Source organism: Paenarthrobacter histidinolovorans, assembly GCF_014647595.1.
Taxonomy (GTDB): Bacteria; Actinomycetota; Actinomycetes; order Actinomycetales; family Micrococcaceae; genus Arthrobacter; species Arthrobacter histidinolovorans.
Window position 1 is genome coordinate 38,975 of sequence record NZ_BMPM01000007.1, and the last position, 25,809, is coordinate 64,783.

Genomic DNA, 25,809 nt, shown 5'->3' on the forward strand with positions numbered 1-25,809 from the left:
CATTAACTGCCACTTAGGCGAACCTGCTATAGGCCCGTCTGGCTCACTCCGTATTCCGCCTGCTCAGGAGTGAAGCCTTCGAACAGCAGTTGATCGATCAAGCCTGCACGTGAGAATGAGCTGAACTCCAAGTAACTCTTAGCCTTCTTGGCTGCCTGCTGGTTCCAATCGGCCTTAACATGGTCTGCGGCCCACGTCGCATCCTCTGTTGAATACTTCTCAAACTCAAGTTGCTTGATAAGACCCGGGTAGGAGAACGCTGTGAAGTCGAGGTAGCTGTTTGCTTTTCGCAGGGCGTTTTGTTGGCTGACTGTTCCAGCGGCAGCTTTTGCTGCAGCGTCCGCCGCAGCCTTTGCAGCTGCGTCTGCATCTGCTTTAGCCTTCGCGGAGGCCTCCGCTTCGGCTTTGGCCGCAGCCTCTGTCTGGGCTTTTGCTGCAGCATCCGCATCAGCCTTTGCCTTCAATTCTGCGTCCGCCTTCGCTTTTGCGGAGGCTTGCGCCTCCTTCTCAGCTGTTGAGTCCACGGAAGCCGAAGCAGATGCCGAAGCAGATGCCGAAGCCGATGCCGATGCCGAGGATGCGGCTTTGGTGCTGGATACATTTGGGGCTGCTGTTGGGCCGGAGCCAACGCGGGTTGCGTTGAAAATGATACTCAAGAGAACGACCACGCCCGTGACTATTAGGGCCACTTTCTTGTGCTTCTGGTACCCCTCGAGCGGCAGACCTTGCTTGTCGCGCGTTTGGTTCGCCAGAACCAGGATGAGATCTATGAGGGCCCATATGCCTAAGCCACCGATGGTAAACAGTTTGAGGAGGCCGGTTCCTACCTTGCCCAGATAGAACCGGTCCACGCCAAAGACGCCAAGGAGAAGGGATAGCAACCATGTCACGAGGAAGGACTTGTTGCTTTGCGGTGGTTGTCCGTAGGCCTGGGGTGGAGGATAAGCGGTGGGATAGGGGTTTTGGCTCATGAGAGTCCCTTCATAGGACACCTGACCGACGTGCGATGCGAAGCGTGCGGAGTGGGTGCGGTGATAGGACGCCTATTGAGGATGCAGCATCGACCGCAAGCGCCGGAAACCTGCACCGTTTGTTTGCTGGAATCGTGATCACTTCCCCCCAAAAAGCGTCACGGGCGTCGATGCCCGTAGGGGGATGTTACACGTTGTCCGACGAAATGGAACCCTGGCCTTCACGGCCCGTCCCGCGGGCGGATAGCTCACTTCGCCCCCAGCAGTTCCTCCCGCCGCTGCTCCGTCTCCTCCCGTAAGGCCTGCACGACGGCGGCTACCGCGGGGCGGCGCATGGAGTCCGGGCGGAGGACCATCCAGTAGGGGAGCAGCTCCGCGAAGTCTGAGGGCAGGAGCCGCACCAAATCCGAGTGCCGATCGGCCATGAAGCACGGCAGAAACCCGATCCCTGCCCCTGCCCGGGTGGCCTCAACATGGACGAACACGTTGGTTGAGCTCAGACCGTCGCGCATGGTCGGGACCAGCCTTCGGGGTGCGTCCAGGTCATCCACCTGAAGCATGGAATCCACGAAATAGACCAGCTGATGCTGCGTCAGTTCCTCAATGCTGGACGGCATCCCGTGGTCCGCCAGGTACGCGCGCGACGCGTACATCCCCAGCCGGTACTCGCCGAGCCGGATCGCTTCGGCCCTGTGCACCTGCGGCGTCCCGACCACCACCTCGATGTCCAGACCGGAGCGCTGCTGCAACGCCCGACGCGTCACCGTCACGATCTCGACGCTGAGTCCGGGATGCTCCCTCCTCAAGCGGGCCACCGCCGGCGCAGCGATATAGGCGCTGAATCCGTCAGTCGCGGTCATTCGTACGACGCCGGTAATCGGGTCGGGTGCGCGATCACTGGGTCCCAGGGCACTCACCGCAGCTTCGATCCGCTCTGCGACGAGTACGGCTTCGGCACCCAACTCCGTCACTTCCCACCCACCGGCGGCACGCGCGAGGACCCTGCCGCCGAGTGCCTTCTCCAGCGCCGCTATCCTGCGCGAAACCGTGGTGTGGTTCAGTCCCAAGGCTTGGGCCGCCGTCGTAAATTTTCCTGAACGTGAGACGGCAAGGAAGATGAGGAGGTCATCCGGGTTGGGATTCATATCTGCAATTCTGCACACCTAAGGTGCCTTATTGGTCATTGAGACATAACAAATCTGCAGCAATACTCAGTGGAGCATTTCGTGTTGTGGATCACATCACGTTCAAAAGGGTCAAAGAGGACACTGAGGAGATGGATATGAGCGTAGAGCAGCGCTCCGCATCAAAAGCCGGGAAAGACGCCGGCAAAGGCTCCGGCCTGAAGAAGATCGTCGCGGCCTCGATGGTGGGCACCGTGGTGGAGTGGTACGAGTTCTTCCTGTACGCCACCGCCGCCACGTTGGTTTTCGGCAAGTACTTCTTCCCGAGCACGGGCAACGAACTGGACGGCATCATCCAGGCCTTCATTACCTACGCGGTGGGCTTCGTCGCCCGGCCGCTGGGCGGGATCGTGTTCGGTCAGATCGGCGACAAGCTCGGCCGCAAGCCCACGCTGCAGCTGACCATCGTGATCGTCGGCGTCTCGACGTTCCTGATGGGCTGCCTCCCCGGTTTCATGGACATCGGGTACTGGGCACCGGCGATGCTGGTGGCGCTCCGCTTCATCCAGGGCTTCGCGCTCGGCGGCGAATGGGGCGGCGCTGTCCTTCTCGTGGCTGAGCACAGCCCCAACAAATCGCGCGGCTTCTGGTCCTCGTGGCCGCAGGCGGCAGTACCGGTGGGCAATCTCCTGGCCACGCTGGTCCTGTTCGTCATGTCCACCACTCTGAGCAGCGAAGCCTTCCTCGGCTGGGGTTGGCGCGTCGCGTTCTGGCTCTCGGCAGTGATCGTGTTCGTGGGCTACTACATCCGCACCCACGTCACGGAAGCCCCGATCTTCCTCGAAGCCAAGGCACAGGTGGAGGAGTCCAAAGCCATCAGCTACGGCGTTGGCGAAGTCATCCGCAAGTACCCCAAAGGCATTCTCCAGGCCATGGGCCTCCGCTTCGCAGAGAACATCATGTACTACCTCGTGGTGAGCTTCGCGATCGTCTACCTCAAGAGTGTTCACAAGTACGACACGTCCTCGCTCCTGCTGGCCCTCCTGATCGCCCACGTCATCCACTTCCTGATCATTCCGCAGATCGGCCGGCTGGTGGATTCGTGGGGCCGTAAGCCTGTCTACCTCATCGGTGCCATCACCGGAGCAACCTGGCCGTTCTTCGCCTTCCCCATGTTCGACACCAAGAACGCAGTGGTCATCGTCCTTGCCGTGACCATCGGCCTCTGCCTGCACGCCTTCATGTACGCCGGTCAGCCGGCCATCATGTCCGAGCTCTTCCCAACGCGCATGCGCTACTCCGGTGTCTCGCTCGGCTCGCAGGTCACGTCGATCTTCGCCGGCTCACTCGCGCCGCTGCTGGCCACCCAGTGGCTCAAGGACACCGGCTCCTGGGTTCCCACAGCGATCTACCTCGTGGTCGCCTGCGCGATCACCGCCGTCGCGGTTATCTCGCTCAAGGAAACCAAGGGCATCGCGCTCCAAGAGGTGGACGAGGCGGATGCCATCCGCCACGGGCTGGCCACTTCATCTACTTCGAAAGGCTAGCTCCATGGACAACTCCTTGAACGGACGCAAAGCACTGGTGACGGGAGGTGCGAGCGGCATCGGGGCTGCTTGCGCCCGGGCGCTGGCCGCCCGTGGTGCGAAAGTAGTAGTGGCCGACGTCGATGCCTCCGGCGCTGCGGCCCTCGCCGATGAGCTCGGCGGCACGGCCTGGACAGTGGACCTGCTGGATACTGAGGCGCTGGGCGCCCTCAGCCTCGACTGCGACATCCTGATCAACAACGCAGGCATCCAGAAGGTCGCGCCGATCGAGGAGTTCGAACCCGCAGAGTTCCGGCGGATCCTGGCCCTGATGCTGGAGGCGCCGTTCCTCCTGATCCGGGCCGCTCTCCCGCACATGTACGCCAATGGGTTCGGCCGGATCATCAACATCTCGTCGGTCCACGGGTTGCGGGCATCTGCTTACAAGAGCGCCTACGTGTCTGCCAAGCACGGTCTTGAGGGACTCAGCAAGGTCACCGCTTTGGAGGGCGGCGAGCGCGGGGTCACCTCCAACTGCATCAATCCCGGGTACGTCCGGACACCGTTGGTGGAACGCCAGATAGCCGACCAAGCCCGACTCCACGGCATCCCCGAGGCCGAGGTCCTGGCCAAAGTGATGCTCACGGAGTCGGCGGTGAAGCGGCTGGTGGAGCCCGAGGAAGTTGCGTCGTTGGCCGCCTGGATGGCCTCCGACGACGCCGGCATGGTCACCGGTGCGAGCTACACCATGGACGGCGGCTGGTCGGCCCGGTAGCGGGCGGGCCCCGCTCGCTCCCTCCGCGAGGTGACAGGTAATGCCAATGTTCCGCGAGAATATTGGCATTAGCTGTCACATCGGCGGGAACCAACCCGCTGGCACTTTAGAGTGTCCGCATGGCTAAAGTGAGGTCTTTGCGTTCCAGTAGGACAGTCGCGACCGTGATCAACCTTGCGGCCGTGACAGCGTTCACGGTGATGCTTGTGATCACCGGGGCCCCGCTGTACTGGGCCGTTATCACTGCTGTTGTTGGTGTCTTTGGTTCTTACGCCGTGCTGTATTTGGACGCTCTCTTCGCGGAGCTGCGCTTCCATCGCATGCTGCGACGCGGAAACCTGGAGTGTTGGATCCGTTGCCGGGAGCCACAGGAAAACGGTCGATGGGTGGGGTGGGAGCGCGGGCTGGTGTCCTTCCGGGCACCAGCTGTGGACTTTGTCAGAACGGATCCGAACAATCCTTCGCAGGAAAGGCTCTTCACTTTCCTGGTCAGCGGGAGGGCCGAGCCCGATTTTCGGGACCCGCACCCGAATGATGCGCGCTTGCTTGGCCGGGGTGTCCGCTCGAGCCAGCTGAACACAACACGGGGCACCATTGACATCGCCGGCTTTCCCGAGGCCATGGAGCAGTTGGAAGAGCAGCTCTCCCTCGCTCCCTCCGCGAGGTGACAGGTAATGCCAATGTTCCGCGAGAATATTGGCATTAGCTGTCACATCGGCGCAGGGAATCAGGCGGTCTCGTCCACCAGCTCGGCCCGACGCAGGCCACCACCGCGGACCCACAATTTGTAGGCCACGAACAGCAGGACCAGCCAGGTTCCGCCCACGTACAACGCAACCCGTGTGTCCTCGAAGACCCCCAGGATCACGATCACCATCGCCATGAACGCCATGGTCAGGATGGACGCGGCAGGCCACAGCGGCGACCCGAATTCCGACGCCGGCAGGCCCTTGCGCTTGATCTCCCGCTTCATGGCGACATGCGAAACCAGGATCATCACCCAGACCCACACCGTGGCAAACGTGGCGATCGAGGCAATGAGCACGAACACGTCTTCCGGAATGACGGCGTTCAAAACCACGCCAACCAGCAGGATGCAGCCCATCATCACCACGGTCATCCACGGAACGCCGTGGCGGGAGATCTTGCTGAAGCTCTTTGGCGCGTGGCCCTGCTGCGCCAGACCGAACAGGATGCGCCCGGCCCCAAAGATGTCGCTGTTGATCGCAGAGAGCGCGGCCGTAATGACCACCGCGTTCAGAATGTGCGGAGCGGCCGGAATGCCCAGTCCGTCGAAAATCTGCACAAACGGGCTGCCGCTGCTGCCGATCTCGTTCCACGGGAAGATGCTCATCAGCACGCCCAAAGTCAGCACGTAGAACAGGAGCACACGTACGGGCACAGTGTTGACGGCCTGCGGGATGACCTTTTTGGGGTCTGCGGCTTCGCCAGCGGTGATGCCAATCGTTTCGATCCCGCCAAACGCAAACATCACGACGGCGAACGCGGCCAGGAGCCCCTCGAAGCCGTTCGGGAACAAACCGCCGTGGTTGACGAGGTTCCCCAGTCCCGGTGCCACGCCACCGCCGTCGCCCGTTTGGAAGCCGAACACGACGATTGCCGCACCGCCCACGATCATGGCGATAATCGCCACAACCTTGATCAGCGAGAACCAGAACTCAAGCTCGCCGAACACCTTCACGCTGAGCAGGTTCATGGCGCCCAGGAACAGGATGATCGCGAGCACCCAGATCCATCTGTCCACCTGCGGGAACCAGAAGCCCATGTAGATACTGAAGGCCGTGACGTCTGCGATGGCCACGATTGCCATTTCGAAAACATAGGTCCACCCGGTCACGAAACCGGCGAAGGGGCCCAGGTAGCGGCTGGCGTATTGGCCGAAGGAACCGGACACGGGGTGTCGCACGGCCATTTCGCCGAGGCCGCGCATCACCATGAAGACGGCGGCGCCGCCGATGATGTAGGCCAACAGAACGGCCGGGCCGGCTTTTTGGATGGCCGACGCCGAGCCGTAGAACAGGCCCGTGCCGATCGCCGATCCGAGTGCCATGAAGCGGATGTGGCGGACGTTGAGGCCTCGGCTGAGCGCCGTACCCGCGGCTTGGAGGACAGAGCTCTCCGCGGCCAGCTTGGTTTGTTGCATAGTAAAACCTTCTCGTCTTTGGGAGGGGATCGCTATCCAGCAGATCACTTTTGGCAGCCTTGTGATCGGACTCACGGGGCTTTGGTGTCTTTGATCGCAGACACTCCGCTTACGGCCATATGGATGGTGGTAAAAGTCATAGTTCCCGGTCGGATAGGATGACCGCGGACAGCTCTTCAACACGGTCAGGCATCCCTCGCATTACGCGTCGCCCCCTTTGAACTCTGTGCTGACTCTTGCATCTGTTACTTGGGGGACTCATGATTTCCGTAATCCGCGCTACGCGACGCCGTTGGGCGGCTGCCGTTGTTGCCTTGGCAGCAGGGGCTACCCTGCTCTTTGCCGCGCCCGCACAGGCGTATGACGTTCCGAATTTTGAGGTTCCGAGTGCGTCGCAGGCTCCCGTGCCGTTCGTGGAGCGGGTAAGTGACACCGCTGGCGTTGTTGAGCTCTGGAAGACTGGCGGTCCTGCAACACGCACCGCCGCCGCTGCAGCCCTGGTGGGCGGCGCGGACGCGCTTCAGGCATTCCTCGACGCCGGACAGGACGTCGCGCTGGCGGCGGACCGCAAGCAGCTGGTTACCGAACTGACGACGCGGGGAAGTGCGCGTGTGAGGTCGTCGGCTGCGGACGCCTTGGCCGCGAACAATCCTGAGAAGATCGATGCATTCCTCGCCACGGGCTGGGCCGAGACGTGGAAGGCTGACCTCAGAGTCGCTGCTACGTTCTTTCAGGAGTACGGCAATGTCCATGTTGAACGCGCCGCGTCCGAGAGCCTGGACAAGGGCGATGGGGCTATTGAGGATTTTGTCCTTAAGGGCTGGCGCGCCAAGGTCTGGATGACGGACCGCATGGCGGCTTATGCCGTGTTGGCTTCCGAGAACCCTTCAGTCTCTGCCGCTGCGGAGGCCGCGCTGAAAACCGAAAACGGGGATGTGGTGGCCGACTTTCTTCGCTACGGCCAGTTCGTGGTTGCCGGTCACGACGCTGAGTTGACGACAGTGTCAGGGCTGCTCCAGCAGGTCAAGGCCGATATCGGAGCCAACCCCAACGGCGCCGCAGCTGTTGCTGATCGCGCCAGGTTTGCCGTGGAGAAAGCCAAAAACGCGACATCAGCTGCGAAAAAAGCAGACTCGGCCCGTTTGACGGCCGAATGGAAGTTCCAGTCCGCCCAGGCACTCCCACGTGCTGTTATCGACGGCGCAAGCATGATCACTGAGAAGCCACTACGGGAAGCCTTTGCCAAGGCTGCCAAAGAAGTGCCCGGTCTTCTGGCAGCCCTGACGGCTCCCGATGCCGACTTCAACACCCTGACCACCGAAGCACGCCAGGCCACTTTGGACCTTGCGCTGGTAGGTACCCCGGAGGTTCGGAAGGCCGCGGAGGCTGCCCTGCTGGGTGGCGACGCCGCGATCAAGGACTTCATCACCGTCGGGCGCGATGCTGCAGAAAAGTTGGATGGCACCGTCATGGTCAACGAGAGGCAGCGCGTTGCCCAGCTCCACGCTACGGGCGGCGAATACGTTCGCAAGGCTGCCTCGATAGCCGGAAAGTCCTGGAGTCACCCGGATACACGCTACTTCCTCGAATACGGCTATGACCAAGCCCGAAACCTGGATAATCGCATCCAGACCAGTTACGCGTTGGATTCGACGCCGGAGGTTCGTGCGGCCGCGAGCGTTGCTCTTGATGGCAGCCGTGCAGATCTCGAGGCCTTCATGACCGCAGGCCAGGCCGCAGCCGCCGATCGGGACAAAACAACCGCTGCCCACGTTGCCTCGATCGATGCCATGATCGCCGAGCTTGCCGGCTTGGCGGATACAGCAGCCGTCGACGCAGGCAAGGCCGCCGACGCTGCCAAGGCCGCTGAAGCCGCACGTCAAACGGAGGCGGCACGCCAGGCAGAAGCGGCGGCAGAAGCTGCCCGCCAGGCCGCCGCCGCTGGTGGGCAGGTTGCTGCCGGCAGCGTTGACGGATCGCAGCAGTCCGGCGCCGGGGTAGCCCCGATCGTTATTCCCTGGCCGCGCGAGTACGCTCCCGCCGTCGGGCTGGCCGAAACCAGAACAGAGCCGGAAGCCGCGGAAAAGCCCGCAGCAACGCCTTCGGCCGCACCGAGCATTTCCGTGCCGCCGGCAGCGTCAGCTGCCAAGGAGTCCGCGTCGGTGGATTCAGAGTCCCAAGAGGCCGCTGCACCGATGGCTGCCTCTGCTGCCGGCATGAGTGGCTGGACCATTGGCCTTATCGTGGCGCTGGTCTTGGCAGCGGCCGGTGCCATCACGTTCCTGTTGCGCCGCAAGGGTGCATCTCCGGCCTAAACCCCGGCCTAGGTTTGGCCGGCAACGGCCCGGGTCGGTCTGAAACAACGTCGGAGTGTCCGGTATTCCGGACACTCCCGGTGGCCCGGTGCTGGTCATTGGCTTTCGAAAGATGCACGCTTGAGTACGGGATACCGGACAGTATGGTTTGGTAGCCCTCAAGATCCCCCAGCATCGAGGAACCATGACCACCACGCCACCTGCGCCCGGCAAGGCCACGTCCAAAGTCCCTGCTGCCGAAAACACCTTGCGCATCCTGAAACTGTTGGCGTCGCGCCGGGGGCCGATGGCGGCGTCGAACATCGCGACGGCACTGGGCCTGCCGCGGTCCAGCGTTTACCACCTGCTTGGCGTGATGGAGGCCAACGGCTTCGTCCTTCACCTGCACGAGGAACAGCGCTACGGACTGGGCATCAGTGCCTTCGAACTCAGCTCCGCGTATTCGCGGCAGGAGCCATTGTCCCGGTTGGGCCGACCCATGCTGGCCTCGCTGGTTGACGTGATCGGCGAGAGCGCCCACTTGGCTGTGCTCCACGGCCGCGACGTCCTCTACATCGTGGAAGAACGCGCCAAGAACCGCCCAAGCCTGGTGACCGACGTCGGGGTTCGCCTTCCCAGCCACCTCACGGCGTCGGGCCGGGCGATCCTCGCTGCCCTGCCAAAGTCGCAGGTCCGCGCCCTGTACCCGAACGCTGCCGCCTTCACATCCAGGCATGACGTCGAGTTCCCCATCATGAAGTACTCCGCTCTGTCGTCCCATTTGGACCAGGTGCGGCAGCGCGGCTACGCCACGGAAAACGGGGAAATCACCCCGGGGTTCGGTTCGATCGCCGTCGCCGTGACGGACCACGTTGGATGGCCGACGGCGGCAGTCGCCGTCACGTTCCTGGAGGACAAAGTGCCCGCTGAGCAATGGCCGGTACTGGCTGCCCGCATCAGGAAAGCTGCGGACGAACTGTCCGTACGGATCCACGGTCGTCCGACGGCGGGCTGACGCACCCTAAGCGCGCCGCTACCCGCTGCCCGCTCCGGGATTATCGCGTTCAACCATGGCGCGGAATGTCTCCAGCTCGCCCCGGAAACTGCCCCGGTACGATCCCATGGCAAAGAGTCGTCCGACCACCGTGGCCACAAAACCGCGTGTCTCGAACAGCTGCTGGATGCGCGTGCCGTCACCTTCCGGGGTGAACGTGACATCCGATTCCCCTTTGAGGATCGCGTTGCCAAACCGCGTGCGCAGGTGCCGGGGCCGTTCTGCCGAGATGACTTCCGTCGGGCTGGCCATCCGGCCGAACCACACCGTGTAGCTGCTGCCGGCTTGGGCGGCGGAGCCGACGCGATCGGTCACGCGGGTGACACCGCCGATCCACTCCGTGAACCGGTCCGGATCCGTCCAGGTGTCGAAAACCCGCTCCGGCGGCGCGGCGACCAAGGTGGACACTCGATACGTTGCCATGGGTCCAGCATGCGCGCATTCCGGCGCGAAAGCGAGAGGCCCCGCATGTCTGCGATACCGGACAGCACCCTGCAAAAAGCCGTTCCGGCCGCTTGATAAAGGGGCTTTAGTAGAAGCAGAAGATCTTTTCACCACACACTTCCCACAGACGAAGGAGTCACCATGGCACCCGCCGATTTCACTTCTGGTGCCCGTCCGGTCAAGGCCGCGCGGGGTACTGAGCTTACTGCCAAGTCGTGGCAGACCGAGGCGCCGTTGCGCATGTTGATGAACAACCTGGATCCGGAGGTTGCTGAGCGTCCGGATGACTTGGTTGTTTACGGTGGCACGGGCCGTGCTGTCCGGTCATGGGCTGCGTTTGATGCGATTACCCGGACGTTGGAGACCATGGAGAAGGACGAGACTCTGTTGGTTCAGTCGGGCAAGCCGGTGGGTGTGTTCCGCACTCATGAGTGGGCTCCGCGGGTGTTGTTGGCGAACTCGAACCTGGTGGGGGATTGGGCGACGTGGCCTGAGTTCCGCCGGCTCGAGGCTGAGGGTTTGATGATGTACGGCCAGATGACGGCTGGGTCGTGGATTTACATCGGCACGCAGGGCATCCTGCAGGGCACGTATGAGACGTTTGCTGCGGTCGGGAACAAGCTCAAAGCGGAGGGTCGGCACCCGGCCCCCGCCGAGGAGGGTTCCACCGAAGGACCGCTGGCCGGGACGCTGACGCTGACCGGTGGCTGTGGTGGCATGGGCGGCGCGCAGCCGTTGGCCGTGACGTTGAATGATGGCGCGTGCTTGATCGTGGATGTGGATGAGACCCGGCTGCGTCGTCGTGCGGGTAAGCGGTACTTGGACGAGGTCGAAACGGATCTCGATGCTGCGATCGCGAAGGTCCAGAAGGCCAAGGACGAGCGTCGCGGCTGGTCGGTAGGTTACGTGGGCAACGCCGCCGAGGTGTTCCCCGAGCTGCTCCGCCGTCACAAGGCCGGGGAGATCACTTTTGATGTGGTCACGGACCAGACCAGTGCGCATGACCCGTTGTCCTACCTGCCCGAGGGCATCACCGTGGCTGAGTGGCACACCGAGGCCGAGGCGGATCCGGAAGGGTTCACCAAGAAGGCCCAGGCTTCGATGGCCCGTCACGTGCAGGCCATGGTGGAGTTCCAGGACGCCGGTGCTGAGGTGTTTGATTACGGCAACTCGATCCGTGATGAGGCACGCAAGGGCGGTTATGACCGGGCGTTTGAGTTCCCGGGTTTCGTTCCGGCGTATATTCGTCCGCTGTTCTGCGAGGGACTTGGCCCGTTCCGTTGGGTTGCGCTCTCGGGTGACCCGGAGGATATCCGGGTCACGGATGAGGCGATCAAGGAGTTGTTCCCGGAGAACAAGCATCTGCATAAGTGGATTGACGCGGCGCAGGAGCGGGTGGAGTTCGAGGGCCTGCCGGCACGTATTTGCTGGCTTGGGTACGGCGAGCGCGCCAAGGCCGGGTTGTTGTTCAACCAGTTGGTCAAGGAGGGCAAGGTCAAGGCCCCGATCGTGATTGGTCGTGACCACCTGGACTCGGGTTCGGTGGCGTCCCCGTACCGGGAGACCGAGTCCATGGCTGATGGTTCCGACGCTATTGCTGACTGGCCGTTGCTGAACGCCCTGATCAACACCTCTTCCGGTGCTACGTGGGTGTCGATCCATCACGGTGGCGGTGTTGGTATTGGCCGGTCCCTGCACGCCGGGCAGGTTTCGGTCGCTGACGGTACTGACCTGGCCGCGGAGAAGCTCGAACGGCTGTTGACCAATGACCCCGGCATGGGCGTCATCCGCCACGTCGACGCCGGCTACGACCGTGCTCTCGAGGTCGCCAACGAACGCGGCGTCCGCATCCCCATGAACGAGAAGTAGGCAATAAAAGTGACTATCACTACCCACGAACCCCTGACCGTCACCCTCGGCTCCAGTGGCGTAACCCCGGAAGACGTCGTCGCCGTCGCACGCCACGACGCCAAGGTGACCATCTCCCAGGAAGCCCTGGACAACGTGGCCAAGGTCCGCGCCCACATCGATAACCTCGCCACCAGCGACGTCCCCGCGTACGGCATTTCCACGGGCTTCGGCGCACTCGCCAACCGCCACATCCCCAACGACCTCCGCACCCAGCTGCAGAAGTCGCTGATCCGCAGCCACGCTGCCGGCATGGGCCCGGCCGTGGAACGCGAAGTGGTCCGCGGCATCATGTTCCTCCGCGCCAAGACCCTGGCCTCCGGTCGCACCGGCGTCCGCCCCGTGGTCCTGCAGACCATGGTGGACGTCCTCAACGCAGGCATCACGCCGCTGGTCCGCGAGTTCGGCTCGCTGGGTTGCTCAGGCGACCTCGCACCGCTGTCACACTGCGCACTGGTCCTCATGGGTGAAGGCGAAGCAACCGGTCCCGACGGCGAACTGTACGGAACCGCTGGCAAGCCGCCTGTCGCTGAGCTCCTGGCCCAGCACGGCATCGAGCCCGTCACGCTGGCCGAAAAGGAGGGCCTGGCCCTCGTCAACGGCACCGAAGGCATGCTCGGCATGCTGCTGATGGCCATCGCAGACATCCGTCTGTTGCTCGCGACGGCGGACGTCACCGCCGCGCTCAGCGTCGAGGCCCTGCTCGGCACCGATCAGGTGTTCCTGCCGGAGCTTCACGCAGCGCTCCGCCCGCACCCGGGCCAGGCCGCCAGCGCCGACAACATGCTCCGCGTACTGTCGAACTCACCGATCGTTGCTTCCCACCGGATCAACGACACCAAGGTGCAGGACGCCTACTCGCTGCGTTGTGCTCCGCAGGTTGCCGGCGCTGTCCGCGACACCGTGGACCACGCCGCGCTGGTAGCGTCCCGCGAACTCGCCGCTGCGATCGACAACCCTGTGGTCCTGCCCGATGGTCGCGTCACCTCCAACGGCAACTTCCACGGCGCCCCCGTGGCTTATGTCCTGGACTTCCTGGCCATCGCCGTTGCGGACCTCAGCTCAATCGCCGAGCGCCGCACGGACCGCATGCTGGACCCTGCCCGTTCGCACGGCCTGCCGGCCTTCCTCGCCGGAGACCCCGGGGTGGACTCCGGCCTGATGATCGCCCAGTACACGCAGGCCGGACTGGTCTCGGACAACAAGCGCCTGGCCGTTCCGGCGTCGGTGGACTCCATCCCGAGCTCCGCCATGCAGGAAGACCACGTGTCCATGGGCTGGCATGCAGCCCGGAAGCTGCGCAAGGCCGTGGAGAACCTGCGCCGGGTGCTCGCCGTCGAACTCGTCACCAGCGCCCGCGCCATTGACATGCGTACGCAGCTGTCCGACGGCGAACTCACTCCGGGTCCTGCCGGTACGGCAGTGCTTGAGGTGCTTCGCGAAGTGGTCCAGGGACCGGGAGCCGACCGGTTCCTGTCGCCCGAACTCGAAGCGGCTGACCGTTTGGTTGGCTCCGGCGCGGTCCGTGCGGCCGCCGAATCCGCCGTCGGGATTTTGGCCTGACGACGAATAAGACGCTCATTTGATGGGCAGATTTGTCACGCCCCGGTGTTTGTTCGCAACGCAGGCACCGGGGCGTGGCAAATGTAGTAGAACTTATGGTGTACGTCACGTCCACGCCGAAGATGTCGTGGGCTTGACGGGCAACCGTTCACACAACTCAATACACAACAGAGAACATCCACAAAGGGGTAGAAGTTCAATGAAGGCACGCGGAGCAGTCCTGTCCAGGCGAAACGCTCACTCGGCTATGGTTTCCGATTGGAAGATGCTGAAAGCCGGCGACACGGTGGAAGTGGTCAAGTACGCCCACGTCATCGCAGCCGGTCGGGTTGAAGAAGTTTCCAGCAGCGGAAACGTCGTGTGGCTTGAGCATTCAGGGCCCGGCGTTACCGAAGAGGGCAAGGAATTGTTCATGAAGTCCGACGGCGTGGTTCTCCGCCGCGCCTGAATGCCCAACTGAGTCGCAGCTGAGGTCGTTCCCAGCGCTGGGAACGACCTCAGCTGCGACTCAGTTGGGTGGGGGAGCTTAAACAGAAGCCGGGGCTCGTTCCCTTCCGCGGGTAGTAGATGCGGAAGGGAACGGGCCCCGGCTTTTGGTGTCGCTGCCGGTGATGCCGTCAGGGGTGGCAATCAGGCAGCGAGTACTTCGTGGGTCTGACCGAAGGGAACGGATTCGTCCAGCGCCACGGTGTAGGTGCCGGGCTCGTGCCTGGTCACCAGAATGCCGCAGTTGGCGTCTGCCGCTGCGTTCTTGATCAATGCATCCACGGCTTGCTCGAGTCCGTCGTGGATTTCGTCGGCCCTGGAAAAGGACAGGCGAATTTCGCGTTCTGCAGTCATTGCAGGGGTCATTGGGGGCCTCCTATTACGTGCCGCATGCGAGGGCGACCCATCAATCATAGTCGGTGCTTGCCGAATATTTGTAAGATGACTGGCAACGGAGTGAGCTGGGTCTCACGTGCGGCGAGTTGGCAGTTAATGCCAATGTTTGGACAAAACACTGGCATTTACTGCCACCTCGCGGACGATCCCAGGAGCCCGATTGGACGTGGTGGCGGGATTCGAACCCGCGTGCGCTGCTTTGCAGGCAGCTCCCTGGCCTCTTGGGTACACCACGTGCAGTCGACACTAAAGGGCTCGACCAAGCCTGCCCAACATTCGTTGCCCAGGCTTTCGCCGGGCGACGCAGCCTTTCGTCCGGCTACGCAGTGTTGCCCTTGGTTGCCGTCAATGACGCGCGTTTGAGTAGTCCCGTTACCCCGGCAGCAACCACAAGAGTCAGGATGGCGGCGGCCATGTGGGTGTAGAGCATGATGTGCGGCGAACCCCCGCTTGAAGCTGCTGCCGCCGGCGCATCGCCAGGACTCTGCCCGACGCCGTGAAGGTGCTCCACCCACCCGCTGCCAGGGTAGTAACCGCCAAATGCGGCGAACCCGAAGTGCAGCAGTTGCTGCGCCACTCCGGATATCAGCAGCAGGATCAAAGGCCCGTGGACCCAGCGGGCCAGGAGTTGGGCCGCAAGGCAGCACAGCGCCGCGAAGGCAAGGAGAACCGGAAGGGCCGGAGCGCTGCCGCCAGCCACCATGTGGGCCACCAGCCCCAGGCCGACGGCCAGCAGCCCGGATACCCAGGCCCACTTGTCCTGCACATTAACTACGTGCATCGCCATCCTTCCCTCCACACAGGCTAAGCGGCGGACGCCGGTGGGAAAAGGGGCTGGGGCGACTATCCCAGGAGGGTGTTCACCAGCCGGGCAGCGACCTTGGCAGTCCGGGAATCAATATCGAATTCCGGGTTCAACTCGGCGACGTCCACGTGCAGCAACTTCCCGCTTGCGGCAACCTGCCGGCAGACCGCGCTGATCACGGGCAGCGGCACGCCATAGGCCGCAGGTGCGCTCACCCCGGGCGCCACCGAAGCCGGCATGACGTCGAGGTCGATCGTCAGGTAGAGCACGTCCACCCCGGCCAGGAAGTCCGCGACGAACACCTCCACGGCCTCCGGTGAGCAGCGTTCGTCGAGCAAGTACTTCACGCCCAGTCGTTGGGCGGTGTCAAAAAGGGTCCGGGTGTTGTTCGGCTCGGAAATTCCGACGACGGCGTACTGCAGTTCGCGCCCGGCGGCGGCTTCCGCCCGGGCCATCTGAAGGAACGGCGTGCCCGAGCTCGGCGTGGGCTCATCCCGCAGGTCGAAGTGGGCGTCAAGGTTCAGCACGCCCAGCCGCTTGCCCTTGACCACATCCGAGCCTGCGACGCCCAGGTAGCTGGCAAACGCGGTCTCGTGGCCGCCGCCCAGCACCACGGTGAGGTTTCCGGCGTCGAGCAATTCAGAAATGGCGCGGCCGGCGCGCTCCTGGCCCGCTTCCAGTGAGTCGTCCTCCACAACCACATCGCCGGCGTCGAACACGTCCCGGTCCAGGTGGTACGCCAGCGGACCCAGCGCCGAACGGATGGCGGCCGGAGCAGCCGCGGCGCCAACACGGCCCTTGTTGCGGCGGACGCCGGCGTCACTGCAAAAGCCAAGCACGACGGCGGGACGCGAGGCAGCGTTGGCCGCTGCGGGCGTGTGTGCGGTGATGGCCTGCCACCACCGGCGGTGGGCGACGCCGTCGCCGTCAAGGCGGCCGGTCCATGGCGTGGGGCTGACATCTACGGTGGTGACGCTTGTTTCCATGCTTAAAGCAGACCGGACCCGGACTGCCAATACCAGCGGTTCCGGGTCCGGGGTGTCTGAAATACCGGAATGCTTACTTGACGCCCAGGAGTTCCTCAACGGTTCCGATGCCAAAGAACAGCAGGAACGCCGCGGCCACAGCCCACATCAAGGGGTGGACTTCGCGGGCACGGCCCTGGAATGTGCGGATCAGCACGAAGGAGATGAACCCTGCGCCCAGGCCGTTGGCGATGGAGTACGTGAAAGGCATCAGGGCGATGGTCAGGAACGCCGGAATCCCGACTCCCCAGTCCTGCCAATCGATCTTGCCCACCTGGGAGACCATCATGAAGCCCACCACCACCAGGGCGGGGGCTACGGCTTCGAACGGCACCAGGTTGATCAGTGGTGTGAAGAACATGGCAATGAGGAAGAGAACGCCAGTGACGATCGAGGCGAGGCCCGTGCGTGCGCCTTCGCCGATGCCAGCGCCGGACTCCACGAAAATCTGGTTGGAGGAAACCGAGGCACCGCCACCCACGATCGCGCCGAGGGCATCCACCTGCAGGACGCGGTCAACGTTGGGGATGTTGCCGTCCTTGTCCACCGTTCCGGCTTCGTTGGCCAGGCCCACCATGGTGCCCATGGCGTCGAAGAAGATGCTCAGCAGGATCACGAAGGCCAGCAGCGCGGCGGCGATGAAGCCGAGGTGTTCGAACGCGCCGAACGGATTGGCCTTGCCGATCAGGGACAGATCCGGAGCGCCCCATTCCGACAAGGTGGGAGCTACAAGTGACCAGCCGCGGGGATTGACGTTCTTGCCGTCAAAGCTGGGGCCGATGTGGAGGGTGAACTCAAGGATCGCTGCCAAGGCGGTAGAAACCACGATGCCGATCAGGATCGCACCACGGACCTTGCGGACCACCAATGCAATGGTCAGGATCAGGCCCACGGCGAACACCAGGGTGGGCCAGCCCATGAGCTTGCCGTCAACACCGAGGCCCAGCGGAACCGTCGTGCCTGCAGCGTCCGGGATGCGCCGGACGAATCCGGCATTGACCAGACCGATCAGGGCAATGAACAAACCGATACCCACCACGATCGCCGTCTTCAACGCCTCCGGGACAGCTTTGAAGACGGCGGTCCGGAAACCGGTGAGCACCAGGATGAGCATCGTGACGCCGGACAGGACAACCAGGCCCATCATGTCCGGCCAGGTCAGCTGCGGGTGCGAGGCCACGGTCACTGCGACGAACGCATTGACGCCCAGCCCGGTGGCCACCGCGAAGGGGTGCTTGGCCCAGGCGCCCATGAGGATGGTCAGGATGCCCGCTACGAAGGCCGTGGTGGCTGCCACGGCGGTAAAGCCCAGGGAAGCTCCACTTGAGTCCGCCCCCGAAAGGATCAACGGGTTCAGCACAACGATGTAGCTCATGGCGAAGAATGTCGCGAAGCCGCCGCGGATTTCCCTTGAGTACGTGGAGCCACGTTCGGAAATCTTGAAATAGCGGTCCACTGCAGAACCTTGTTTAAGCATGACGGTCTCCGGGTATTGGGGGGAGTGTGCTCTCAAATCCTATGCCGTTGAATGTGGGAGCTTCGGACCATTCCCCTAGTCTGTAAGGAAGCCAACACTAGGAGAAACCGCCCCATGCGTACCATCCGCCCGCTTCTGGCCGCCGTCGTCGCCGCCCTTGCCTTCGCGTCTGCCCTGCTGTTTTCCGCGGCTCCGGCGTCCGCGCACGACGTCGCCGAATCCACAGCGCCGGCGAACGGTGCCACCGTGGCTGAAGTGCCGGCGTCGGTCTCCATTACGTTCAACAACCGTCCCCTGGCCATTGGATCGGGCGTCTCCGTGACCTCCGGTGGCGAGAATTGGGCAGACGGACCGGTGGAAATCATCGACAGCCAGGCTGTGCAGAAGCTCCGGCCCGGCGCGCCGGCGGGGGAGTACACCGTTGTCTGGCGCGTTGTGAGCTCCGATTCGCACCCCATCGAGGGCACCTTCAAGTTCACGGCAACAGCAGGAAGCACAACGGCGGCAAGTGGCTCTGCGGCGGCAAGCGGCTCCGCGGCGCCTTCGGCGTCTGCTTCGGCGACCTCGGGAACGGTGCCGTCCGCAGGCACGGCGCCTCCGGGAACAGTCGGCAGTGAACCCGCAGCGGATGCGTCCCAGCCGTTCCCATGGAGCATTGTTGTCATTGCGGTTGTTGCCGTGGCTCTCGTGATTTTCCTTGCCGTTACTGCCCGCAGGAAACTTGCCGGATCGGATGACGAAAACGGCCGGGAATCCGCGGAATAGCGGGCTTTTCTACGTAGCTGCGAATATCTCGGTTCGGTTACCGCGACACGCCAAGGCGGCAGTTCTCGTTACTTAAATGTGACTTCGGCGAGATCATCGCGTACGGTAGTACCTGTGCCTGTTCCACGTAGCGGGCACTTCCGGCCTGATTGCCTAGCTCTGCCGCAGTCCGGAATCCGTTCGCAGACAAACCTACGGCAGAGACGGGGAACCCATTTTGGGCCGCTTTCGAGCGTGCCTTGGGGTGAAGTCACGAAGCTTCCGCTGAACAGCGGGGGATAGTGGCCGGGTGACTCCCATCCGAATCCGACAGCTAACCTCGCAGGCATCGGGAGAGGCTCTTTCATGTCTTCACGCATTCTTCGCGGCCGTCGTAAGGCGGACAGCGTACGTCCTAATCCGTTCATCTCCATCTCCAAGGCAGTTGCCAGCAACGCTTCCGGCGCTGGCCGCCAGGCAGCCGTTATCGCAGCAGCTTCCGGACTCGTTCTGACCGGCTCCGTCGCTGCACACGCTGCAGAGGCTCCGATCCAGCGCGACTCCAGCCCCGCCACGGTCGCCGAGACCGCTTCCGAGGCTCCCACCAAGGTTGTTACCGCTCTTGCTACGGCTACGGTCAACTTCGAGCGTCCGGCTGTTGCTTCCGTTGCAGCCCCGGTCATCGAAAAGCCGGCTCCTGTAGTTGAAGCCCCCGTCGCCAAGCCGGCCGCCGTTACCGCTTCCGCTGCCACGGCTCCCGTAGCCGCCCAGGCCGCAGTTGCAGCTCCGGCCGCTGTTGCCCCCGCTGCAGCTCCGGTAGCTGCTGCTCCTGCTGCCGGTGGCGTCAACGCTGCCATGGTTGCCTCGGCTTACGCCCAGATCGGCATCATGCAGGACTGCACCGCCATGGTTGAGCGGGCCCTCGGCTCCGCCGGCATTCCGGTAGGCGACCTCGCTCCCATGCAGTTCATGAACTACGGCAAGGTTGTCAGCGACCCGCAGCCGGGCGACATGATCGTCCAGTCCGGCCACGTTGCCATCTACATCGGCAACGGCCAGGCAATCAGCGGTGGCATCAACGGCAACCAGACGGGCATCCACCCGATCAGCTGGTTGACCGCTACTGGTCCCATCACGTACGTACGCGCTGGCGCATAAGCCTCACGCTTCAACGCAAAAGGCCGGTGTCTTCGAAGATCATCTTCGAGGACACCGGCCTTTGGGCTTTAACGGAGGTTTGCGGCAGCTACCGCTTTGCGGACGCCTAGGCGATGGCGATGCCGGGCCCGCCCGGGAGCGCTACTTTGGTGGAGATCGCCTGCCCCACTGCCTTGGCTTGCCGCAGGACTTCCTTGGGGCTGGGCGTGATGAGTTCGCCCACGCCCACCAGATGCATTCCCACTGCCCGCATTGCGGAGACCAGGTTCTGCCCCACGGCGATGCCAAGTTCGGCCAGCATGCGGCGCAACTGGCTCTGGGCGCAGCGTGTCACCACTACATGGTCTGCCAGGAGAATCCCGTTGGCGGTGTGGACAGCCCACTGGCGCGGCGTGGATTCGAGGGGACCGGAGGCGTGGAGCCCGCTCCGGGTCATGCTCGCGGCGAGACCGTACCCGATGTGCTGGGTTGGATCCGCGCCCAGGAAGTCCAGGCGGACGGCCCTGGTGGTGTTGCGGACGTCCAGATGGTGGCTGGCCGCGTAGTTGCGTAAGTGGCGGAGGATTTCGTTGCGTTCCTGGATGGACGCGGGATCGGTGACCTCGCAGCGTTGGAGCATGCCTGTGTGGACCGCTGGACCGGTGGCCGACAAGGCGCCGAAACCATCCACCACTATGGAGCCCACGCCGTAGCGGCTGAGTTCGCTGGCGACTGCCAGACCGGACAAGCCGGCTCCTATGACCACGGTGGTGGTGCGTTCCGTGCCGGAATCAGGCGCGTATGACACTGCTTGGTTCCTCCTTGACGTGTGTGCCTTGCGGCATCGCGTGGGATCGCGTCCGAGTTCCCCAAGCGGCCGCAAATAAATGGCCGGAGTGTGCTGTAGGACACGTTCGCCGGCCATTCGGTGACTCGAACACTACCGAACTTTTTCGCGCAGGGATAGCCTTCCCGGACAGCGTGTTCGGCGTGTTCATCAGCAGCACAAAAACGGGGTCCGGAAACCGAGCCCCGACCGTTATACACATACCGCCGAGCCACCTTGATTCGGCCCTGCCGACCGAGAATAGTGGGCATTGGACGGGGAAATTCCGGATTTGCCTGTCCCGGGCCATTGACAATGGAGCCGTCGAGGAATCCGATGCGGAAAACCTCTGGCAGAATGGCCGGAACATCAAGCAGTAGGTGGAGAGGCGGGCCCCAAATGGACCAGCACGGCAGGCACAATGAAGAGCCACAGGACGGCGAGGCCCCAGCAGTGGCACCGGGTGGCATCGTCGTTGGGGTGGACGGCTCAGAACACGGGCAGTGTGCCCTGGTGTGGGCCGCACGTGAGGCCGAACGCAGGCAGCTTCCGCTGCACATCGTCACGGCCTACTCGGTTCCTATCTTCGCTGCATCAGGACTCGACGGCGGATATGCCACCGTGGACGATTCGGTGATTCGCGAAGGCGCGGAAGCCATTGTCCAGCAGGCCATGGACAAGGTATCCCCCTACTCCATCGACGTTGATGCTTCCGTGGAGAACGGCGACGCGGCAGGCGTGCTGCTGGATCTTTCCGCAGAGGCAGCGCTCCTGGTTTTCGGAAGCCGCGGCCGGGGCGGTTTCGTCGGTCGTCTGCTGGGTTCAGTCAGCAGCGCCTTGCCAGCCCATGCCAAGTGCCCCACCGTAACGGTTCCGCTCTATTGCGCGGACCGCCTCGGCGAGAATACCGAGGACAAACACATCAAGGCCGAGCACGCCAAAGCCGGGCCCCGCATCGTGGAAAACGTGGTTGCGGTGGGCGTGGACGGCTCCGAGCAAGCCCGGGTGGCTGTGCTCGAAGCAGCTGAGCAAGCTCAACGCAGGGGAGCCAAGCTCCGGGTCATATGCGCTGTCCCGCAATACAGCGGCTCCCTGGCCTGGGTACCCGCTCCCTTGGACCGGGACGCCTTGTTTGCCGACATCAAGGTGCAGCTCGACGCCGGGGTTGCCTGGTTGCAGAGCCACTTCCCGCAGTTGACCATCGAGACCGACCTCAGGGATGGCTCGCCTGTTGACGTTTTGGTGGAGACCAGCCGAAGCGTGGAACTGGTGGTCCTGGGCACCCGTGGCCGTGGCGGGTTTGCGGGCATGCTGTTGGGATCGACGTCCGATGGCGTCCTGCACCATGCCAAGGGACCGGTGCTGGTTGTTCCGGACCGTGAGGATCCCCGTCTGGCAGACCGCGATAAGTTTGGCCCGATGCTCGGCGCGGTGTAGGAAAAGAGCCACTGGTGTTCACGCTGCAGCTCACGGATATTCGTGGACCCATGCTTCCCCGGGTGGGTGGCAAAGCAGCGAACCTGGGCGAGCTTGCCGGCGCGGGCTTACCCGTGCCGCCGGGCTTTTGCCTCACCACGGATGCTTATCGGCGTGCGCTGTCCACCAGCGGCCTGGATGAGGTCTGCGCGGCCCTGGAATCGACAAGCACGGTTGACCTCGCCCGGCTGAACGGGCTTGCCGGGCAGGCCCGTTCCCTGGTGCTCGACGCCGGGGTCCCGGCCGGCATCGCTGAAGCGGTGCGGTCTGCCTATGAAGGTTTGGGAGACAACGTCCCGGTCGCTGTCAGGTCGTCGGCAACAGCTGAAGACCTGCCCTTCGCCAGTTTCGCCGGCCAACAGGACACTTTCCTGAACGTAGTGGGCGCCGACTCCGTCCTGGATGCCGTGAGTCGCTGCTGGGCTTCCCTGTGGACTGACCGGGCGGTGGCGTATCGGGCTACCAACGGCATTGAGCATGCTTCTGCGGCCTTGGCCGTCGTTGTCCAGGAGATGGTGGATTCGGCGGCCGCCGGGGTCATGTTTACGGCTAATCCCGTGACGGGCAAGAGGTCCGAGACGGTGATCGACGCGAGCCCGGGCCTGGGGGAGGCCGTAGTGTCCGGCGCCGTAAATCCGGATCAATACGTTCTTGATAAGGCCCGCGGCACGATTGTGAAACGCACTCTGGGTGACCGGCGGGTGGAGATCCGTGCCCTGCCAGGAGGCGGCACGCAAAGGACGCAGCGTTCGCGCATGGAAAGTCCAGGTGATCCGGGAGACACCCCGGCTACAGCTGTCCAACAGTGTCTTAGTGACCGGCAGATCAAGGATCTGGCTGAGCTGGGCCGCATGGTGGAGAAACACTATGGAACTCCACAGGACACCGAATGGGCCATGGATTCCAACGGAAAACTGTGGTTGACCCAGGCCAGGCCCATCACCACCCTCTACCCGCAAACCACCCGTACCCCTCCGGCCCCGGGCGTCCATTCCTTTCTGAACTTCAGCCTCGCGCAGGGCCTCACACGGCCGCTGACACCCATGGGTTTGGCGGGGATCCGGCTCATAGCGTCCTGTGTCGCCAAAACGGCGGGCTTTGCCGTCCCGGATCCCCGATCCGGACCGTCGCCCTATTACGAGGCCGGCCAGCGCATTTTCTTCGACCTCACGTCTGTCTTGCGGAGCCGTGTCGGGCGGAAGATAGTGCCCCGGGTCTTCGACGTCATGGAAGCCCGGTCCGCCATGCTGATGCGGAGCTTGTTCGATGACCCCCGTTTTTCGGTGACGAACAAAACGCCTTTGAGACTGATCCGCCATGTGGCTCCGGTGGCTGCAAAGTACCGGGTCCCGGAGTCGTTGCTCCGGGGCTTGTTCCGCCCGGATGCTGCCATGGCACGGGCGGAGCGCCTCAGCTCGGAACTCCGGAAAGCCCTGGCCGTCCCCGGGAAAGCTACCGCCCATCAGCGGCTAGCCCACGTGCAAAGAATCCTGGGCTCGGAACTCTTTGCCACAGTTCCGCAGATCCTGCCATTGCCGGTGCTCGGCTTTGCCATGCTGGCCCTGGTGGGGCGGATTCTCGGCGGGCAAGCGACGCACGATGAAATGCAGACCGTAATCCGCGGGTTGCCCAACAACGTCACCACGGAGATGGACCTGGCGCTGTGGCAGCTCGCCTCGCAGATCAGGGAAGATAACGACGCCGCTGCCTCCATGGCGGGTCAATCGACAGAGGCGCTGCTGGAACGGTACCGGGACGCTGAGTTGCCTGCCGTCGCCCAATCCGGCCTCGATGGATTCCTCCACGCCTACGGGCATCGGGCGGTGGCCGAAATCGACCTTGGCATGCCCCGGTGGGGAGATGATCCCACCCACATTATTGGCGTCCTTGCCAATTACCTGAGGCTGCAGCCCGGTGCAGGGGCTCCCGACGAGCAGTTCCGCAGGGCAGTTGACGAGGCCGAGGAGCAGGTCGCGAAGTTCGTGGCGCGGGCCCGGGCCATCAGCCCGCTCCACGCGATGGCAGTGCGGACGGCTTTGGATCGAACCAGAAGATTCGCTGGTCTGCGGGAGTTACCCAAGTACAACCTCGTCCTGGGACTGGCTGCGGCCCGGGAACAACTGCTCCTGGTTGGAAAGGAGCTGGCAGCGTCACAACGGATCGAGCACCCGGAGGATGTTTTCTTCCTGGACCTGGACGCGGTGGAAAACGCGTTGGCAGGCGCTGATCTGCGGGACGCAGTGGCCGAACACAGAGCGGCCTACGAACAAGAACTCCGGCGCAGGCACATTCCCCGGATGCTGTTGTCCGATGGCACCGAACCTGAGGCCACTGCAGGGGCCAACGCGGAACAGCGCCCCGGCACCTTGTCCGGCAGTCCGGCGTCGGCGGGTCTGGTGACGGCGCCTGCGCGGGTCATCATGGACCCCGTGGGAGCCCATCTGGAGCCGGGCGAGATCCTCGTGGCTCCGTCCACGGATCCCGGCTGGACACCGCTGTTCCTCACGGCTGGAGGCTTGGTCATGGAGATGGGCGGGCCCAACTCGCACGGAGCCGTGGTGGCGCGGGAGTACGGGATCCCCGCAGTCGTCGGAGTCCCGGATGCAACCACCCGGCTACGTACAGGCCAGCTCATCACCGTGGACGGCGCAGCCGGAACGGTCAGCGCAGAAGGTGCGCAGGGCGGGGACGCTTAGGCGTGTTGGTGTGATTCGTGCTCGGAATGGCTGACGGGCTCCAACTGGAACGTGCAGTGTTCGGTGTCGAAGTGGCGGCCAAGGCAGGAGCCCAGCTGGTCCAGGATGCTGTCCGCCCCGCTGGCGTTGAGTACCTCGTCCTGCACCACCACGTGGGCGGAGAACACCGGTACGCCGGACGTGATGGTCCAGATGTGGATATCGTGCGCTTCCACCACCCCGTCAACGGCCATGATGTGCTCGCGGATCATGTTGACGTCCACACCCTTGGGGGTGGCCTCAAGTAGGACGTCCACCACGTCGCGGAGCAGATGCCATGCACGGGGAATGATCATCAGGGCGATGAGGACCGAGGCGATGGGGTCGGCTGCCGAGAACCCGGTGGTCATGATCACGATCGCTGCCACAATGACAGCGATGGAGCCCAGCAGATCGCCCAGGACCTCAAGGTAGGCGCCACGGACGTTGAGGCTTTCCTTTTGGGCTCCCTGCAGGATCAGCAGGGAAACGAGATTGGCGACGGCGCCCAGGATGGCAGCCCACAGCATCACACCGGTCTGGATTTCGGTGGTTTCGCCGAACCGCCGGATCGCTTCGATCATGATCACCACGGCGATGACGATGAGGATCAGCGCGTTGGCCAACGCGGCCAGCACCTCCGCGCGCTGGTATCCGTACGTCCGCTGGTCGCTGGCCGGGCGCGTTGCGATCCACGCCGCCATGAGGGCAATGAAGACACCCGCGGCGTCGGAGAGCATGTGTCCGGCATCGGCCAACAGGGCCAGGGAGCCGGAAACGATTGCACCAATCACCTGCACGCCCACCACGCCCAGGGTGATGCCCAGGACGGCTATGAGGCGTTTGCGGTGTTTGCCGGTTGCCGTGACGCCGTGCGAGTGGTTGTGATCATGCCCCATG

Annotated in this window: 22 protein-coding genes, 1 tRNA gene and 1 riboswitch; of the genes, 12 read left to right on the plus strand and 11 right to left on the minus strand. The window is 63.6% G+C overall.

Annotated features, from left to right (window positions below):
* Positions 1 to 26 precede the first annotated feature (26 nt).
* Both IEY62_RS15930 and IEY62_RS15935 read right to left on the minus strand, forming a co-directional pair.
* Complete coding sequence (locus IEY62_RS15930; RefSeq protein WP_229785377.1) at positions 27 to 890, minus strand: Ltp family lipoprotein; 864 nt, start codon at positions 888 to 890, stop codon at positions 27 to 29.
* 329 nt (positions 891 to 1,219) lie between these two features.
* Positions 1,220 to 2,116: a LysR family transcriptional regulator gene (locus IEY62_RS15935; RefSeq protein ID WP_189019606.1), complete on the minus strand. Its 897-nt coding sequence runs from the start codon at positions 2,114 to 2,116 to the stop codon at positions 1,220 to 1,222.
* A gap of 137 nt (positions 2,117 to 2,253) precedes the next feature.
* Here IEY62_RS15935 and IEY62_RS15940 point away from each other — a divergent pair, with 137 nt between their 5' ends.
* From IEY62_RS15940 to IEY62_RS15950, 3 genes are all read left to right on the plus strand, one after another.
* Positions 2,254 to 3,642, plus strand: a complete 1,389-nt coding sequence (locus IEY62_RS15940) for an MFS transporter (RefSeq protein ID WP_189019608.1) — start codon at positions 2,254 to 2,256, stop codon at positions 3,640 to 3,642.
* Between the two features lie 4 nt (positions 3,643 to 3,646).
* A complete protein-coding gene (locus tag IEY62_RS15945) occupies positions 3,647 to 4,396 on the plus strand; it encodes a 3-hydroxybutyrate dehydrogenase (protein WP_189019610.1) in 750 nt (249 codons plus the stop codon).
* Between the two features lie 164 nt (positions 4,397 to 4,560).
* Positions 4,561 to 5,064 carry a hypothetical protein gene (locus IEY62_RS15950; RefSeq protein WP_189019612.1) on the plus strand — a complete coding sequence of 168 codons (504 nt, stop codon included), beginning with the start codon at positions 4,561 to 4,563 and terminating at the stop codon, positions 5,062 to 5,064.
* 59 nt (positions 5,065 to 5,123) lie between these two features.
* Here IEY62_RS15950 and IEY62_RS15955 read toward each other — a convergent pair whose 3' ends face one another.
* Complete coding sequence (locus tag IEY62_RS15955) at positions 5,124 to 6,560, minus strand: amino acid permease (protein ID WP_189019614.1); 1,437 nt, start codon at positions 6,558 to 6,560, stop codon at positions 5,124 to 5,126.
* A 260-nt stretch (positions 6,561 to 6,820) separates the two neighbouring features.
* Here IEY62_RS15955 and IEY62_RS15960 point away from each other — a divergent pair, with 260 nt between their 5' ends.
* Entirely contained in the window at positions 6,821 to 8,875 is a 2,055-nt protein-coding gene (locus IEY62_RS15960; protein ID WP_189019616.1) for an ALF repeat-containing protein, read from the plus strand.
* 184 nt (positions 8,876 to 9,059) lie between these two features.
* A complete protein-coding gene (locus tag IEY62_RS15965) occupies positions 9,060 to 9,869 on the plus strand; it encodes an IclR family transcriptional regulator (RefSeq protein ID WP_189019618.1) in 810 nt (269 codons plus the stop codon).
* An 18-nt stretch (positions 9,870 to 9,887) separates the two neighbouring features.
* Here the strand turns inward: IEY62_RS15965 and IEY62_RS15970 are convergent, their stop codons facing one another.
* Complete coding sequence (locus tag IEY62_RS15970; RefSeq protein WP_189019620.1) at positions 9,888 to 10,331, minus strand: SRPBCC family protein; 444 nt, start codon at positions 10,329 to 10,331, stop codon at positions 9,888 to 9,890.
* A gap of 162 nt (positions 10,332 to 10,493) precedes the next feature.
* Between IEY62_RS15970 and IEY62_RS15975 the strand changes: the two genes are divergently transcribed.
* The 3 genes from IEY62_RS15975 to IEY62_RS15985 all read left to right on the plus strand — a co-directional run bounded on the left by IEY62_RS15975 (position 10,494) and on the right by IEY62_RS15985 (position 14,271).
* On the plus strand, positions 10,494 to 12,221 hold the full coding sequence (locus IEY62_RS15975) for a urocanate hydratase (protein WP_189019622.1): 1,728 nt from the start codon (positions 10,494 to 10,496) through the stop codon (positions 12,219 to 12,221).
* A 9-nt stretch (positions 12,222 to 12,230) separates the two neighbouring features.
* Positions 12,231 to 13,823, plus strand: a complete 1,593-nt coding sequence (gene hutH / locus IEY62_RS15980; RefSeq protein ID WP_189019624.1) for a histidine ammonia-lyase — start codon at positions 12,231 to 12,233, stop codon at positions 13,821 to 13,823.
* Positions 13,824 to 14,022: 199 nt separating this feature from the next.
* Complete coding sequence (locus IEY62_RS15985) at positions 14,023 to 14,271, plus strand: hypothetical protein (RefSeq protein ID WP_189019626.1); 249 nt, start codon at positions 14,023 to 14,025, stop codon at positions 14,269 to 14,271.
* 182 nt (positions 14,272 to 14,453) lie between these two features.
* On the opposite strand, the gene IEY62_RS15990 is transcribed toward IEY62_RS15985, so the two are convergent.
* The 5 genes from IEY62_RS15990 to IEY62_RS16010 all read right to left on the minus strand — a co-directional run bounded on the left by IEY62_RS15990 (position 14,454) and on the right by IEY62_RS16010 (position 18,012).
* Positions 14,454 to 14,675, minus strand: coding sequence for a hypothetical protein (locus IEY62_RS15990; protein ID WP_018780282.1), 222 nt, complete (start codon positions 14,673 to 14,675; stop codon positions 14,454 to 14,456).
* A gap of 191 nt (positions 14,676 to 14,866) precedes the next feature.
* Positions 14,867 to 14,940: transfer RNA gene (locus IEY62_RS15995), tRNA-Cys, on the minus strand.
* A gap of 84 nt (positions 14,941 to 15,024) precedes the next feature.
* Positions 15,025 to 15,486 (minus strand): hypothetical protein, encoded by a 462-nt coding sequence (locus IEY62_RS16000; RefSeq protein WP_189019628.1) that lies wholly within the window; start codon positions 15,484 to 15,486, stop codon positions 15,025 to 15,027.
* 62 nt (positions 15,487 to 15,548) lie between these two features.
* Positions 15,549 to 16,496, minus strand: a complete 948-nt coding sequence (hutG, locus tag IEY62_RS16005) for a formimidoylglutamase (RefSeq protein WP_189019630.1) — start codon at positions 16,494 to 16,496, stop codon at positions 15,549 to 15,551.
* Between the two features lie 73 nt (positions 16,497 to 16,569).
* The gene (locus IEY62_RS16010; protein ID WP_018780279.1) at positions 16,570 to 18,012 is read right to left on the minus strand and encodes an NCS2 family permease; all 1,443 of its coding nucleotides are present in this window, start codon (positions 18,010 to 18,012) and stop codon (positions 16,570 to 16,572) included.
* A 114-nt stretch (positions 18,013 to 18,126) separates the two neighbouring features.
* Between IEY62_RS16010 and IEY62_RS16015 the strand changes: the two genes are divergently transcribed.
* Both IEY62_RS16015 and IEY62_RS16020 read left to right on the plus strand, forming a co-directional pair.
* Positions 18,127 to 18,777, plus strand: a complete 651-nt coding sequence (locus IEY62_RS16015; protein ID WP_189019632.1) for a copper resistance CopC family protein — start codon at positions 18,127 to 18,129, stop codon at positions 18,775 to 18,777.
* Between the two features lie 174 nt (positions 18,778 to 18,951).
* Positions 18,952 to 19,119: riboswitch (cyclic di-AMP (ydaO/yuaA leader) on the plus strand.
* A gap of 3 nt (positions 19,120 to 19,122) precedes the next feature.
* Complete coding sequence (locus IEY62_RS16020) at positions 19,123 to 19,914, plus strand: NlpC/P60 family protein (RefSeq protein ID WP_189019635.1); 792 nt, start codon at positions 19,123 to 19,125, stop codon at positions 19,912 to 19,914.
* Positions 19,915 to 20,020: 106 nt separating this feature from the next.
* Here the strand turns inward: IEY62_RS16020 and IEY62_RS16025 are convergent, their stop codons facing one another.
* Positions 20,021 to 20,701, minus strand: a complete 681-nt coding sequence (locus IEY62_RS16025) for an NAD(P)/FAD-dependent oxidoreductase (RefSeq protein WP_189019637.1) — start codon at positions 20,699 to 20,701, stop codon at positions 20,021 to 20,023.
* A 417-nt stretch (positions 20,702 to 21,118) separates the two neighbouring features.
* Here IEY62_RS16025 and IEY62_RS16030 point away from each other — a divergent pair, with 417 nt between their 5' ends.
* Both IEY62_RS16030 and IEY62_RS16035 read left to right on the plus strand, forming a co-directional pair.
* The gene (locus IEY62_RS16030) at positions 21,119 to 22,156 is read left to right on the plus strand and encodes a universal stress protein (RefSeq protein ID WP_189019638.1); all 1,038 of its coding nucleotides are present in this window, start codon (positions 21,119 to 21,121) and stop codon (positions 22,154 to 22,156) included.
* Between the two features lie 50 nt (positions 22,157 to 22,206).
* Entirely contained in the window at positions 22,207 to 24,891 is a 2,685-nt protein-coding gene (locus IEY62_RS16035) for a PEP/pyruvate-binding domain-containing protein (RefSeq protein ID WP_189019909.1), read from the plus strand.
* Here the strand turns inward: IEY62_RS16035 and IEY62_RS16040 are convergent.
* Entirely contained in the window at positions 24,888 to 25,808 is a 921-nt protein-coding gene (locus tag IEY62_RS16040; protein WP_189019640.1) for a cation diffusion facilitator family transporter, read from the minus strand. The two genes, IEY62_RS16035 and IEY62_RS16040, sit on opposite strands and share 4 nt — an antisense overlap.
* Position 25,809 lies beyond the last annotated feature (1 nt).